Genomic DNA, 15,349 nt, shown 5'->3' on the forward strand with positions numbered 1-15,349 from the left:
CATTCTTTTACTCTCTCGTTCTATTTGCTCAAGACTTAGGCAAGATCGATGTATACATTTGCTCAAAAAGTTCATCTTGCTCTTTCGCCCGCAACACAGACTCCACCATCGGGAACACCACATTTTCTTCCTTGACGAAATGAATCATGATGACCTCAAATGCCTCGCCTGCATCTTTCACCACATCTTCCATCATCTCAAGTGTGAACTGAGACAAATCTCCTCTTGTATGGTGAAGGAAATGACCGATATATGCATCGATTTCTTCGTGCTCCTCTTGAACCGCCTGGATCGGACCTTGCTCACTTCCGACATACTTTGAAAGCATTGGAAACAGATAGCCTTCTTCTTTTTCCGTATGGTTTTTCAACGGATCAATGAATTCGATGACCAACTTGCGCAATTGCTTGAGCGCATCCAACCCCTTCTCGCGGGAGTAGATTCCCTTTTCGAAATCCAGCACAATCGCATGCCATTCGTTCATCAAATGCGATAAGAAACGATGTTCATTTTCCAGCACACGCAAAACCGGCAGCGAATACGTAAACCCTGGATTGACCATCTTCCTTCACCTCCTATCAGAAATTCAAAAACTTCTTACGCAGCGCATATTCGACCAGTTCGGGACGATTCTTCAAATGAAGTTTGTCCATCATCTTCGACTTATGCGCTTCTACTGTTTTTACTGAGATATAAAGCATTTCTGCAATTTCCTTATTGCCGTAACCTTTCGCGACGAGCGGCAGGATTTCGATTTCCCGTTTGGATAAAATCTTGAACGGATCATCTTCGTCAGCCAGTTTCCTGTCTTTTTGCACAAACTCCCGCACAAGCGAAGTTGCCATGGACGGATGCACATAGGTTCCACCATCGTATACTTCACGAAGGGCGCTGATCAATTCTTCATCAGGCGCATTTTTTAAAATATAGCCTGACGCTCCATTTTTCAGGACGTGAAACATATACTCTTCGTCATCGTACATCGTTAAGATCACAATCTTTGTTTCAGGAAAGTCCTCATGTATTTTGCCTGTTGCAATCAGACCGCTTTGTCCGGGCGGCATGCTCAAATCAAGCAAAATGATGTCCGGCCGATGTTTGGCAACCAATTCATATGCTTCCAATCCATCTGCTGCCGTCGCTACGACTTCCATATCATCTTGGTAATTCAGGATATGCATGAATCCTGTGCGGACGACTGCATGATCATCAGCGATTATGATTTTCATTCGTTGCTCTCTCCTTCTTCACCGGAATCTCCACTTGGACTTTTGTTCCGGTTTGGGCACCAGATACAATCGTCAAGTCCCCGCCAACGAGCTCTACCCGTTCTTTCATCCCATAAAGGCCAAGACCCGTGCCCTGCGGCGTAAAGTTATTGACGTCGAAACCCACACCTTCGTCAAACACTTGTAATTGTAAAATCCCTTTTGTTTCTTTCAAACTCAAGTACACATCTTCCACTTCCGCGTACTTCATTGCATTCAAAATCGCTTCTTGGCCGATTCGATATACAACCGTTTCGATTTCACCTTCATAACGTTTTTTCTTCAGATCCGAGTCTAGATGAACATACAGACCATAATTCTTTTCCAAGCCTTTAATATGCGTCCGAAACGCGGCCTCCAAGCCAAAATCATCCAGGACAGCCGGCCGCAACTCGACAGACAGATGGCGGATTTCATCTAACAACCGCATCAGGGACCCTTCCGTCTGCCGCAGCTTTTCGAGTGCCTTGTCATTCACATCCATGTATTTCAAGACGCGCAGATCCACAAGAGAACTCAACATTTCTTGGGCCACGCCGTCATGCAATTCTCTGGAAATCCGTTTGCGTTCGTTTTCTTGTGCCAGAATTACTTGCTGCATGCGTAACTTTTGGTGCAATACTTCCTGCGTCTGCGTTTGTTGAGTTAAATTCCGCAACATCAATACAGAGATCTGTTGCTCTTTGTCTATCACTTGATACGTAGCACTATAAGGCAAGACGCCCAAATCTCTCGTCTCAAGATACAGTTGAAATGATGTCAGCGTTTCTTGCGGATGGGACATGAAACAAGAGACACATGTCATTTGCTCCTCTTCACTCGTATAGCCGCGGCACGTCAGGCAGATAGAACGCGCATCTCCTTCCAGCATCTTCTTATAGATTCCGGGTTCAATAATTTCCTTGGCCGCCTCGTTCATCGACAGGATTTGACCATCAGCTGCAAAGAAGAACATCGCTTCCGTTGTACGGCCATATAGTTTTTGCAGCAAGTTTGTTAGGCTTTCACTATTCGATAACGTCATCTTTCATTCGCTCCTTAAGGTAAAACGGTCCGAATTGCTTCCCGATTGCTTGTTTGAACTGTTCAAATGTTTCCTCCGTCATTTTGTTCGATTTGCGATACCCGATGAGCAGCACACCTTGCACATGATCGCCTTGGAATAATGGCATTGCTCCAAAGCTTTTGAGCTTTTCGAATAGAACAATCGGGTGGTTGTATAGATCTTGCGGATCCAACTGCGCCTCAACGTTCTCAATCATAATCGGTTTGCCCATCTTGAAAACGAGTCCCGCAACTCCTCTTCCCGATTGAAGGACGATCCTTCGATAACGAGTACTCAAGTTTCCACTGACATAACGCCACTTCAATTCATGACGTTTCTTACTGATATCCACAAGCGCCAACCCGACGAAGTCAAGCTGAAATGTCTCTCTGAGTTGTTCGATGGCCGACTGGAAATTAAAGCTCTGTTGTCCTTTCATAGACATGATCTCCTATTTCTCATCATCCGCTCACCGTGGTGTGTTTTTCGTCGGCTGATGTTTTCTATATAGAATATAACTTCTGCCTACATAATTCAACGGCACACTCCAGACGTGCACCAGACGTGTGAACGGCCACATCGCAAAAATGAGGAACCCGGTTAAAATATGCAACTTGAACGCAATCGGCACAGCGGCCATATACGCAGCTTCCGGCTGGAAAATAAGCAACGAGCGAAACCATACGGAAATAGTTGCACGATAGTCAAATCCCGGTGTTATATTATTGGTGATCAATGAGCTGTATACACCGATGAACACGATGAACAGCAACAACGAGTTGACGATCAAGTCGGAAGTGGATGATAATTTCCGAACGTTCGACTTCGTAAAACGGCGAGACGTCAAGATGATCATTCCGACAAGCGTCACGACACCGAAGAAACCGCCACCCCATACCGCTCCGAGATGGTACATATGGTCACTGATACCCATCGCCCGTGTCCACTCCATCGGAATTCCTAACCCCGCAACATGTCCCAAGATTACCGGGAAAATCCCGATATGGAACAGCAAGCTGCCGATCATCAATTGCTTCTTCTCAATAAACTCACTGGATTTCGCCGTCCAGCCAAACTGGTCGTTACGGTAGCGAAAAATATGTCCTACAATGAATACTGCCATACAGATATAAGGAAAAATGACCCATAGAAATTGACTAGTCATTGGCAGAAACCTCCCGTTGAATACACGATTTACATGTTTCACGCAGCGCCCGAATCAAATAGAAATAAGGGCTTTCATACTTTTCTAGCGCCTTCATCAAGAAGTAGGTTCCGTCTTCGATGACCGCTAGCAGCATGGAAAAGCTTTGCTGCGCTCGCGGATCACCCTTCCATTCGGCTGCGTAGATAAATTCGCACATCAACGGAAGTAAATCAGACAGTTCTTCATCCGGCATACTCAAACCGAACATTTCATACAGCACTTTCAATCTCGCCAGCATTTGTCCTCGCTCTTTGGAGTCCTCAAATTTCACAAATGTCATAAAAAGCGTGGCATCCTTTTGGAAGTCGAATGTGTATGTGTACAGCTCCTCAATTTCATCCAAACTATACGTCTTCATAGCTTCCCAATACGTTTGCAAGTCTTCATAACCTGCTGCGTCGGGTGTTACAAATTCTTCCCACATATTCGGATGAAACGTTAGTTTTTCGGGATAATTCAGTTGATTGGAGAAGAAACCGAAAATTTTTTTCTTTTCATATAAGAGGTCGAGATTAATCACGCCAGATCCCCCCATAGAAATTCTCCTCGTATATTTCCTTGCCTGTCTTCACAGGAGCCCCCGGAGACGCAGGCCCGCAGCCATCACAAGCACCGTCCGCGCCCATCACAGAATAGGTGTATGGGCTTTGATTCGGCACTTGTTCACCGTATGTGCCCATGCTGTCATACCCGGCGGAACCTTGCGAGCGGTAGACGTTCATCTGCCCCTCTTTATGAGAAGTCGGGATGACGAAACGATCTTCGTATTTGGCAATCGCAAGCAAACGATACATTTGCTTCGTCTGTTTCGCCGTCAAGCCGACACGCTCAAGCTTTGCCTCATCAAATTCCTTGCCGGAAGAAATCGCACGCATATAGGAACGCATCATCGCCATACGCTGTAAGCCACCTTTCACCGTTTCTACATCCCCCGCCGTCAGCATATTCGCCAAGTACTGGAGCGGAATACGCATTTCTTCGATTGCCGGGAAGATCATATCCGGATTTTTGATGGAGTCTTTTCCTTCAAAATAGTTCATGATCGGGCTAAGCGGCGGAACATACCACACCATTGGCAATGTCCGGTATTCCGGGTGCAATGGGAAGGCCAGCTTATATTCGATCGCCAATTTATAAACAGGTGAATTTTGTGCCGCTTGGATCCAGTCTTCTGTAATCCCGTCTTTGATCGCCTGCTCGATGATTTCAGGATCGTTCGGGTCTAGGAATAAATCACACTGCGCTTGATACAAATCTTTCGGATCGGGCGTGGCAGCCGCTTCCTGTACGCGGTCCGCATCATATAGCAAGACGCCGAGGTAACGGATACGCCCTGTGCAAGTTTCAGAACAAACCGTCGGCAATCCCGATTCCACACGCGGGAAACAAAATGTGCATTTTTCGGCTTTATTCGTCTTCCAGTTGAAATACACTTTTTTATACGGGCAACCTGTCATGCAGTAACGCCAGCCACGGCAAGCTTCCTGGTCAACTAGCACGATGCCGTCTTCGTCACGTTTGTACATCGCACCGGAAGGACAAGAAGCCACACAACTCGGATTCAGGCAGTGTTCGCATAGTCTAGGCAAATACATCATGAACGCTTGTTCGAAATTGAACTTGATTTCTTCTTCAATTTTCTCGATATTCGGATCAGTCGGTCCTGTAATATGCGCACCAGCCAACTGGTCTTCCCAGTTCGGGCCCCACTCGGGATCCATATATTCGCCTGTAACGACAGATTTCGCACGAGCGACCGGTGTATGCTTTTGATCCGGCGCGGCCGTCAACTTTTCGTAATCATACGTCCATGGCTCATAATAATCTTTCATCTCTGGCATATCCGGATTGTAGAAGATTTTACCGAGTGCGATCTTGGACAGCTTGGAACCCGATTTCAGTTCTAGCTTCCCCTTTCGCAATTGCCAGCCACCCTTATAAAGCTCCTGGTCCTCCCAACGTTTCGGATAACCGATACCCGGTTTCGTTTCAACGTTATTGAACCACATATACTCGGCACCTTCACGGTTCGTCCAAGTCGTCTTGCACGTCACACTGCACGTATGACACCCGATACACTTGTCTAAGTTCATTACCATTGCAACCTGCGCTTTAATTTTCAAGCCAGTTGACCTCCTTCATCTTGCGGACCGCGACATACACATCTCGCTGATTTCCGATAGGTCCGTAATAGTTGAATCCATAACTGAGCTGAGCATAGCCGCCCACCATTTGAGTCGGCTTCATGTGAATACGCGTAGGTGCATTATGGCTTCCCCCGCGCTGCTCGGTAATTTCCGAGCCCGGCATCTGAATATGCTTGTCTTGTGCGTGATACATGAACATGGTCCCTTTCGGCATTCGGTGACTGACAACCGCACGTGCGTTGACGACACCGTTCCGGTTATAAACTTCCAGCCAATCGTTATCGTCGATGCCGTGTTCTTCAGCGTCCAGATTCGATAGCCAGACTGTCGGACCCCCACGGAACAATGTCAGCATATGCTGATTGTCTTGATACGTGGAGTGAATGTTCCATTTACCGTGCGGCGTTAAGTAACGTAATACGAGTGCATCCTGACCTCCGGTAATTTCCGCGTCCCGATCCGCAAAGACGAAAGGCGGCAGTGTCGGTTTGTAGACAGGCAACGCTTCCCCAAATCCAAGGAAGAATTCATGGTCCACGTAGAAGTGCTGTCTGCCGGTCAATGTCCGGAACGGAACCAACCGTTCGATATTCGTTGTGAACGGCGAGTAGCGGCGTCCCAATTTATTCGACCCGCTAAATACCGGTGTCGGAATAACTTCGCGAGGCTGGGCGGTAATGTTGGCAAATGTGAAGCGCTCGGCCGCCCGGTCTGCTGAGATATCCTTCAGCTCGACGCCCGTATCTTGCTCGGCCGCTTCGAATGCACGCTGTGAGACCCGGCCATTCGTTGCTGAAGACAGCGTGAGCATGGCCTCTGCCGCATGTTTTGCCGTATAAAGTTTCGGCAGGCCGTCTTTGATCGTGTCGTCCTCATATATACCATTGATGCCTTTCATCAGTTCGTATTCCTCTGCCACGGAGAAACTGACACCGTGCGCTCCGGTTTTCCCTGTTGATAATAAAGGTCCAAGCGTAACGTACTTGTCATAGATTTTTGTAAAGTCACGTTCTACGATGGTCATGCCTGGCATTGTTTTGCCCGGAATTGCTTCAATTTCACCTTTACTCCAGTCGCGCACTTCGCCAAATGGCTGTGCGATCTCTTGAACCGAATCATGTGCCAATGGTGAAGTAACGAGGTCCTTATAGACACCCGGCAAATGAATTTTCGCCAATTCCGAGAACGTTTCGGCGATCGTCCGGTAAATATCCCAGTCCGAACGGGATTCCCATAGTGGATTGACCGCTGGATTAAACGGGTGGACGAATGGGTGCATATCCGTAGACGATAAATCTACTTTTTCATACCAAGTGGCTGCCGGTAAGACGAGATCGGCGTATAGCGGTGTTGCCGTCATCCGGAAATCCAATGCGACCATTAAATCCAATTTGCCTTCCACTTCATCTCGCCAAACCATCTCTTCCGGTTTCATGTCTTCATTCGGACTGGCCAGTAAACCGCTGGAAGCGCCGAGTAGATGTTTCATGAAATATTCTTGACCTTTAGCTGAACTGGAGATGAGATTGGAGCGCCAGATGAACAGTGAACGCGGGAAGTTTTCCGGTGCTCCCGGATCCTCTGCCGCAAATTGCAACTCTCCTGACTTCAGCTGATCAACGACATGACCGACGATTTCTTTTGTTTCGGTCTTACCTTGTTTCGCTGCTTCTTCAACGAGCATTAAGCTGTTTCTATTAAACTGCGGATAGGATGGCAGCCAACCAAGACGCGCAGCAAGTACATTGTAGTCCGCCGGATGTTTGTATCGCGCTTCGCCCCCGAGCGGTGACATGAGCGTATCGGCACCTGCCTCTTCGTACTTCCATTGATCGGTTGCAAAATAAAAGAATGACGTTGCATTTTGCAGACGCGGCGGCCCTTGCCAGTCTTTCGCAAACGCAATCGTGCTCCACCCTTCAATCGGACGGCATTTCTCCTGACCGACGTAGTGCGCCCAGCCACCGCCGTTGACGCCTTGTGATGCCGTCAGCGTGACCAAGTTCAGGATCGCCCGGTAAATCGTGTCACTGTTGAACCAGTGATTGATTCCCGCCCCCATGATGATCATCGAACGTCCACCCGTATCAATCGCGTTTTGTGCAAATTCCATCGCGATTTGCGTGACCAGTTCAGGCTTGACGTTCGTGATTGATTCCTGCCAAGCTGGGGTATATATAGAAGTAACATCATCATAACCAGTCGCTTCGAGCTCGCTGTCAATTCGATTGACCCCATATTGGCTTAACATGACGTCATACGTCGTCGCCACCAAGCGTTCCGTGCCATCTGCGAATTGGACTTTCATTGCAGGGATCGGTCGTTTGAATGTACCGTTACCTTTCTGGTCGAAATAAGGGAAATGGATTTTCTGCCACTCGGCTCCATGTTTTTCAACAGACAGTGCCGGTTCCACGTACGTGCCGTCTTCATTTTCAAGCTGCAAGTTCCACTTGACGCCCTTCTCCCAGCGCTGCCCCATCGTCCCGTTCGGTACAATAATTTCATCTTTCGCTTCATCGAATAACATCGGTTTCCATTCTGCATGCTCAGATTGCTGACCCAAATCGCTGGCACGCAGGAATCTGCCAGCTTTATAGGAATCTTCATGAGGTTCTAATAGAATCAAGAACGGCATATCAGTATATTGCTTCGCATAATTTAAGAAAGTCGGTTCTTTACGTTTCTGATAGAATTCATCCAATATGACGTGTGTCATTGCCTGCGCAACTGCCGCATCCGTACCTGGATTTGCTGCGATCCAATCATCTGCGTGCGTTACACTTTCCGCATAGTCTGGTGCCACTGAAACCACTTTCGTTCCTTTATAGCGAACTTCTGTCATGAAGTGTGCGTCTGGCGTACGAGTTAACGGTACGTTCGAGCCCCACATAATGATGTAGCCCGCATTGAACCAGTCACTTGATTCAGGAACATCTGTCTGCTCGCCCCAAATCTGCGGGGAGGATGGCGGCAGATCCGCATACCAGTCATAGAAACTCAGCATTTCTCCACCTAATAATGAAATGAAGCGTGCGCCGGATGCATAGCTGACCATCGACATGGCCGGAATAGGGGTAAACCCTGCTACACGGTCGGGACCGTACTTTTGCACAGTATAAATGAGCTGCGCCGCGATCAGCATCGTCGCATCACGCCAATGGATTCGGACATGTCCGCCTTTACCGCGTGCTTTCTTGTATTCATTCGACTTCGCCGGATCTTCAACAATAGCCGTCCAAGCCTTCACCGGATCTTTCGTTTCTTGCAGTGCTTCATTCCACATACGCCATAACTTCCCTCGTATATAGGGATACTTCACGCGAAGGGGACTGTACTCATACCAAGAGAATGATGCACCACGCGGACAACCGCGGGGTTCGAATTCCGGCATGTCCGGACCGCAGGAAGGATAATCGATCTGCTGGTTTTCCCATGTGATGATTCCGTTCTTGACAAATACTTTCCAGCTGCAGGACCCTGTACAGTTCACGCCGTGCGTTGTACGGACTACTTTGTCATGCGACCAGCGCTGGCGGTACATATTTTCCCAATCACGGTTCTTTTCTTCTAATACCGACCAATTCCCAGAATAACTTTCGACAGGTTTAAAATAATTCAGTCCAAATCTCTTTTTCATCGAACATTTCCACTCCTTCTCAGAATGTCGCAACAAAGAACACAGTCATACTAAACTTGTTACCCTAAAATAAATTAATTAATCCGAATTTTGGTAAGGGTATTCCCTAATTAAATTTTCTCACAATACGACTATCAAACTATTTTCGTCAAGTTCTCTTTATAATCCTTAATTATACGCGCATTCTAGACGTTCACCATTAGGGATTCCCCTATTTCCCTATTGGAAAGTTAAACCTCACAGGTTTCGATTAGGGAAAACTCTGACTCTATCAACTTCTGAATCATTCTGATACTCATATAACTAACAGTCTTTCCATATTCAGCCCTACCCGCAGGAAAAGCCGTAACGTTGGACGGCTTTTGCGAGCATAAGCGAAGTGTTGGTAGCACATCTTTGTGCTACCTATTTTTTTCCGTAAATGTTTTTCTATCCGAATTAAGTTCGATTATTTTAACATTCAGTGTGCGTATTGAATTCTCCGACAATCCGACCTTCCCCTTTTCTTGAAGTCGTTTCCACGCCTTGACATCCTTCCGATATAAATATTCAGACAATCGATAAATATCGACATCTAATTTTAATGCTTCCTTGTAGGTTTCTTCGATTTGCTTTTTAATTTCTTGTTCTGCTTTTTTTCTGATTTCATCCTTATTTATTTTTATAGGAATGGCGCTTACTTCTCCTTGCATCCGAACGTCAATGTCGAATTTCACTGTATCGCCTTCGACTACAGGCGTTACTTTCACTTTTATTTTCTGAAATATAGCTGTCATGAAATCTTCTTCCGAATTTAAAGAAAACGTGACTTCTCCTCTTTGCGTCTTCTCATTCATCCACTTCAATCCAGATAATTTTTCCACATCCAGGAATCCCTTGAATTCCTTCGGGGTAATTAACCCACCCCCTGCAAGCTGTGCTATTTTATCCTTGCCTGTTACCGTTTCCCAGTTTTCAGAAACCTCCATATATGGAATAACCATTTCGTGACCCGGTTCATTTAATCCGATAACCATTCTGCGTATATCAACTGGTTCGACAGACGACGATTGGTCATACGTATTCTTAGGATCCCCTAATCTTGACAATGTAATGGCTGTATTGACAATAGGAACTGTTAACAATACATCTTTTACGGAATCAGCCGTGCCGTACAGCAAAACTTGATATCTTGTCTCTCTATAACGAAGAAAAGTGTCCATAGCACTTTGCATGGCGCCATTTTTCAACGCTTCTTCAGATAGGATGATGAAAGTGAGCTGCCCCCAATAAATCCTTTGATCCGCTGAATTGTATATATTGAAGATTGCTTCGTCTATTGTTTTACCAGTGGCAAAGCCTGTTTCCGATTGCTTAGGATCCGTATTAGGTTGTTCTAATTTTGCCACTTTTTTATAATCAATAATTTGGACATATACATTATACTCACCGTCTTTATAATCAATACCGAGACCATACACATACAGCATCCGTTCTGGTTCATTTCGATTCCAACAACCTGAAAGCAAAGCAACTAGTAGTAAACTAAGAACAATCCACTTATTTCTACTCATGTTTCTTCCTCGTTTTATCTTTGAGATTTAAATCTTGCGGGCGCTCTGTGTAGTATTTACCTGGGGGCCGAAATATTGTTTTAATAATCTTAGACCAACTTAAATCTCCCGCAATAGACAAATACGGAACGCCGAACACTCTCATATTGGCTACATGAAGAACAATAAAGTGAAACGAGAGTAAAAGTCCGACCAGCCCAAAAAAAGATGTTAATATGATGCAAAAATATCTTAATATACTCACGGTCGTAACCAGTGTTTGGTTCACTAAGGTGTAGGATGCAATGATTGAGCCTGCTATGACGACAATCATTGCCGGACTTGTAACCCCCGCCCGGATTGCCGCATCACCGATTATTAAGCCACCGACAACTGATATTGTTCCGCCGATTGCAGCAGGAGCCCGTGAACCGAACTCACGAAATAAATCGAATATAAAAAGCATGAGGATCATTTCAAGGCCTGATGGCAATGGAAGTCCCGTACGCGATTGCACTACTGTCGCCAACAATTGTGAGGGCAGCTGGTTTTGGTGGAACGTCGTCAAGGCCAGCCAGAATGCGGGAAGGAACGCACCTATAAAAAGACCGATCAGCCTTAGTAATCGCCCAAGTGAAGTATAAACAACTGAATTCTCATTATCCTCACCCGTTTTAAAGAGTAGAAATAGATTCACCGGAATAATCACCCCATAGGCGACACCATCGATGAGGATAACGAATCTTCCTCTTGCCAGGTGTTGAATGGCAAAATCCGGTCTTCCGGTATAGTCATGCTTCGGGAATAAATAAGACTTTTTATCCAGGTGCTCCATTAAGATATTTCCGCTAAAGAGTATATCAATATCAATCTTATTTATTTTTTCCTTTATGCCTTTAAGAATTTCTTTATCTGCAATATCATCAAAATAAAGGACAGCAACCGCTGTTTTTGTCCTTCTTCCTACTTCGAATTTTTCAATGCACAGTGAATTCGTAGGCAGGCGTTTCCGAATTAAGGCAATATTGGTAGAGATATTTTCAATAAAACCATCCCTCGGCCCTTTCACAACTACTTCTGTGTTTGTTTCTTCCGTATTACGATTTGGCTTTTTGGAAATCGTACTTGAGTAAATGACATTATAATCTTCAAAATAAAGAAGAACATTTCCGGCATATACCTCAGTTATCATCTCATCTGTATCTTCCACTTTTTTTAATGCGGGAATGTGTAAATAACTTGACACCGCTTCTTCAAAGGACAACTCTTCAAGTTTATTAAAGAAAAGTTGAACGCGTTCAACAATTACATCATTTAATAAGTGTTGATCAATCATGGCTTCACAGGTAATAAACAGCACATTACGCTGATTAAACGTATAGACCTGAAACTGAACATCAGCAGATTTATGAAATAATTGTTTCAATGTTTCGGAATAATCGTTCGTATCGGCAGATTGCATACTTTTTCACCCTTTCCAGCTTACGTCTCATGCTTGAATCTCTTTGATGATCTACCTGAAAAAAAGGCAACAAACGCGAGAAACAGCGAAAAAGCAAAATACACAATAAAGGTGATCGGCAACATATATTTTCCTTTGATCTCATCGAATGTACTTCCACTCATCTGCAATAATGCTAAGCTGATAAAGAAAAATGCCGGTGCAATATATGCCCAGATCATTTTCTTTTTCCCATTCAGATTAAATAAGTCGACGATGATGTATAACATGAATCCAACTCTTATAAACGCACCTGTAATCCATTGATAAATCGAGAAAAAATCAAGATGTTCAATATAACGCCCGATTTGTACGAGTCCCCATTCTTCATAAGCCGGAAACCGTTGTTCATTTGCCTCACTGGGCCCGAACTCCGTAATCGCACCGACTAACGGTCCCAACGTCAGTCCCATCAAAATAAAGAACATGATCAGATAATGTCTAAAGCGAATCCGATCCTTTATTTTATGTTGGAGAAAGAGGAGTAACATAAGTTCGATCAGTCCTGAAGCAGGGTACACCATCGCTTTCAGTACAGGATCAAATCCGTGTTCAAAAAATGGCTGCAGCAATGCATAATCTTTTACCTGTAAATTCGTAAAAGCAGCAAAAAAACCAAAAGCAACAACACCCACCAAAACAAATACATTTATCATGACAATCGTCTGAATGGACGTTGTGATCAACATGACGCTTAGTATTGTAAAAAAAATCAACAGAGCGATGGAAGGCGTATCCGTCAAAAATGTATACTTTATCCATTGCAGCATTTCACTTGTCGTGAATGAGGCATGCACCAAAAGACTAGTGGCGAGCAAAAAAACGAAAATAGATGAACTGACTTTGCCGGTTTTCTGTCTTAGCCAAACTTTCATCGGCTCCATATTTGTTTTTTTATGAATATATAAAAGTAGGACGATCCATGGTAATAAAACCATAGTTGCTGACAGTACAGATATCCATCCATCCCTACCGGCAACATTTAATATCGCCGGAATAATTGTGACGTGATTTTTCAAACCAATAACTGTCATTGTTAGAAATATTATGTGCAGCATACTGATTGAACCGGTATGTTTCATAGTAAAAACCCTCTGTCATATGTTAATACCGTTTATCATTGACATGAATAAGAGGGATTATAAGCAAGTATGTCCTGAATTATTCGCGGAAATACCATCGGCGGTTGCGGTAAAAAGGTGATATTTGATCCGTTACTATGTATCCTTCATTGTAATGCGGCAAGTAAGCGGAGATGAAAAACGGTAAACCTCTTTCAACACGGACTTCGAAATTGAGTAACGAAGGGTGCAAAACCTCTTTTAAAGCTACACACACGTATTCCACGCTTGGACTCTATTTCTGTTCAACCTGTTATTTTTGGGAGATCATTCACTATAGTTCTCTTAATATTATGTTGATTTTATTTAGATTACTGATAGAATTATAGTTAAAATGAAAGGTTAGGTGGATGATACCGTGGCAAACGAATTAAACAAAGTTCTTCGTTGTGAAGCACTAAAAGACAAAATCGTAACAGCAGAAGAAGCAGCATCTTGGATTGAGGATGGGATGTCTCTAGGTTTAAGTGGATTCACTTTGTCTGGAGATGCGAAAGCGGTTCCATTGGCATTAGCGGAAAGAGGTAAAAAAGAAAAGTTGAAAGTAAACGTTTTCACTGGAGCTTCTCTCGGACCAAACGTCGATGAGTTGATGGCAGAAGAAAACATGATCAACTTACGTATTCCTTATCAAGGCAACCCAGCAATGCGCGGAAAAATCAACTCCGGTGAGTCTTTCTACATCGACCAGCACCTTTCCCATACAGCTGAGTGGGTACGCCAAGGCGTAATCGGCCCAATCGACTACGCAATCATCGAAGCGGCTGCTATTACGGAAGATGGACAAATCATCCCAACTGGATCGGTAGGCAACTCACCAATTTTTGTTGAGAACGCAAAACATGTCATCATCGAACTAAACGTCAATGTACCGGCTGAATATGAAGGTTTGCATGACATTTTCATACCTGCAAAACAAGGCGAAAGAAAAGAAATTCCTGTATACAGTGTAACTGACAAAATCGGTACGCCTGGTATCAAAGTTGATCCTGAAAAAGTACGCGGGATTGTTATTACAGAGAAAGGCGATATTCCTTCCCCTATCGTTCCTCCAGACGAAGAGACACAGGAAATCGCAAATAACTTGCTCGACTTCTTCCGTGATGAGATTAAAAAAGGACGCATGGACGAAACGTTGATGCCTCTTCAATCTGGTGTCGGCTCAGTAGCAAATGCAGTTCTTGACGGCATGAGAACTTCTGAGTTTAAAGACATCGAAGTATATTCTGAAGTCCTTCAAGATGCGATTTTCGACTTGATCGACGACGGCGTTGTAAAGTTTGCTTCTGCGACTTCATTAACGCTTTCTAAGAAGCGTTTGGACAGCTTGCAAGAAGATATCGGTAAATACCGTGACAAGCTTGTATTCCGTCCGCAAGAAGTGTCCAACCACCCGGAAGTTATCCGTCGTTTGGGCATCATTTCCTTCAACACGGCGCTTGAGCTGGACATCTACGGAAATGTTAACTCTACACACGTCAGCGGTACACGCATGATGAATGGTATCGGCGGTTCCGGAGATTTCGCGCGTAACGCACGAATCGCAATCTTCGTAACGAAGTCATACGCAAAAGGCGGCGATGTTTCATCCATCGTACCTTTCTGTTCTCACGTAGACCACACAGAGCACGATGTAGACGTAATTGTTACGGAACAAGGCTACGCAGATCTTCGCGGTCTGGCTCCAAGACAAAAAGCAGAAGCATTGATCGAGCACTGTGCGCACCCTGACTTCAAGGAAGAGTTGCGTGATTACTTCAACCGAGCAAAAGACCAAGTTGGCGGACAAACACCACACATCTTGGAAGAAGCACTGTCTTGGCACGTAAATCTTGCGAAGTACAAAACGATGCACAAAGAAGCACCTGTTCAGAAATAAATTTCTTTT

The 15,349-nt window shown here is 44.8% G+C and carries 12 protein-coding genes; 1 reads left to right on the forward strand and 11 read right to left on the reverse strand.

The annotated features are described in order from the left end of the window. Positions 1 to 28: 28 nt before the first annotated feature. The 11 genes from H7J92_RS15750 to H7J92_RS15800 all read right to left on the reverse strand — a co-directional run bounded on the left by H7J92_RS15750 (position 29) and on the right by H7J92_RS15800 (position 13,422). Entirely contained in the window at positions 29 to 562 is a 534-nt protein-coding gene (locus H7J92_RS15750; protein WP_221837859.1) for a hemerythrin domain-containing protein, read from the reverse strand. Between the two features lie 16 nt (positions 563 to 578). Then, positions 579 to 1,229 carry a response regulator gene (locus tag H7J92_RS15755; protein WP_009766330.1) on the reverse strand — a complete coding sequence of 217 codons (651 nt, stop codon included), beginning with the start codon at positions 1,227 to 1,229 and terminating at the stop codon, positions 579 to 581. Then, positions 1,210 to 2,292, reverse strand: a complete 1,083-nt coding sequence (locus H7J92_RS15760) for a sensor histidine kinase (RefSeq protein WP_221837860.1) — start codon at positions 2,290 to 2,292, stop codon at positions 1,210 to 1,212. The genes H7J92_RS15755 and H7J92_RS15760 overlap by 20 nt, the downstream gene beginning before the upstream one ends. Next, complete coding sequence (locus H7J92_RS15765; protein WP_221837861.1) at positions 2,276 to 2,752, reverse strand: GAF domain-containing protein; 477 nt, start codon at positions 2,750 to 2,752, stop codon at positions 2,276 to 2,278. Before H7J92_RS15765 ends, H7J92_RS15760 begins: the two co-directional genes overlap by 17 nt. 30 nt (positions 2,753 to 2,782) lie before the next feature. Beyond that, positions 2,783 to 3,478 carry a respiratory nitrate reductase subunit gamma gene (gene narI / locus H7J92_RS15770; RefSeq protein WP_009766333.1) on the reverse strand — a complete coding sequence of 232 codons (696 nt, stop codon included), beginning with the start codon at positions 3,476 to 3,478 and terminating at the stop codon, positions 2,783 to 2,785. Beyond that, on the reverse strand, positions 3,471 to 4,040 hold the full coding sequence (gene narJ / locus H7J92_RS15775; RefSeq protein ID WP_040759004.1) for a nitrate reductase molybdenum cofactor assembly chaperone: 570 nt from the start codon (positions 4,038 to 4,040) through the stop codon (positions 3,471 to 3,473). The genes narI and narJ overlap by 8 nt, the downstream gene beginning before the upstream one ends. Continuing rightward, positions 4,033 to 5,643 carry a nitrate reductase subunit beta gene (gene narH, locus H7J92_RS15780; RefSeq protein WP_221837864.1) on the reverse strand — a complete coding sequence of 537 codons (1,611 nt, stop codon included), beginning with the start codon at positions 5,641 to 5,643 and terminating at the stop codon, positions 4,033 to 4,035. Before narH ends, narJ begins: the two co-directional genes overlap by 8 nt. Further along, on the reverse strand, positions 5,633 to 9,307 hold the full coding sequence (locus tag H7J92_RS15785) for a nitrate reductase subunit alpha (protein WP_221837867.1): 3,675 nt from the start codon (positions 9,305 to 9,307) through the stop codon (positions 5,633 to 5,635). Before H7J92_RS15785 ends, narH begins: the two co-directional genes overlap by 11 nt. A 401-nt stretch (positions 9,308 to 9,708) precedes the next feature. Next, positions 9,709 to 10,860 carry a Ger(x)C family spore germination protein gene (locus H7J92_RS15790; protein WP_221837870.1) on the reverse strand — a complete coding sequence of 384 codons (1,152 nt, stop codon included), beginning with the start codon at positions 10,858 to 10,860 and terminating at the stop codon, positions 9,709 to 9,711. Further along, positions 10,853 to 12,301: a spore germination protein gene (locus H7J92_RS15795; RefSeq protein WP_221837872.1), complete on the reverse strand. Its 1,449-nt coding sequence runs from the start codon at positions 12,299 to 12,301 to the stop codon at positions 10,853 to 10,855. The genes H7J92_RS15790 and H7J92_RS15795 overlap by 8 nt, the downstream gene beginning before the upstream one ends. Before the next feature lie 20 nt (positions 12,302 to 12,321). Next, positions 12,322 to 13,422 carry an endospore germination permease gene (locus tag H7J92_RS15800; RefSeq protein ID WP_221837875.1) on the reverse strand — a complete coding sequence of 367 codons (1,101 nt, stop codon included), beginning with the start codon at positions 13,420 to 13,422 and terminating at the stop codon, positions 12,322 to 12,324. Between the two features lie 397 nt (positions 13,423 to 13,819). Between H7J92_RS15800 and scpC the strand changes: the two genes are divergently transcribed. Next, a complete protein-coding gene (scpC, locus tag H7J92_RS15805) occupies positions 13,820 to 15,340 on the forward strand; it encodes a succinyl-CoA:acetate CoA-transferase ScpC (RefSeq protein WP_040758581.1) in 1,521 nt (506 codons plus the stop codon). Positions 15,341 to 15,349 lie beyond the last annotated feature (9 nt).

Source organism: Sporosarcina aquimarina (genome assembly GCF_019748715.1).
Lineage (GTDB): Bacteria > Bacillota > Bacilli > Bacillales_A > Planococcaceae > Sporosarcina > Sporosarcina newyorkensis.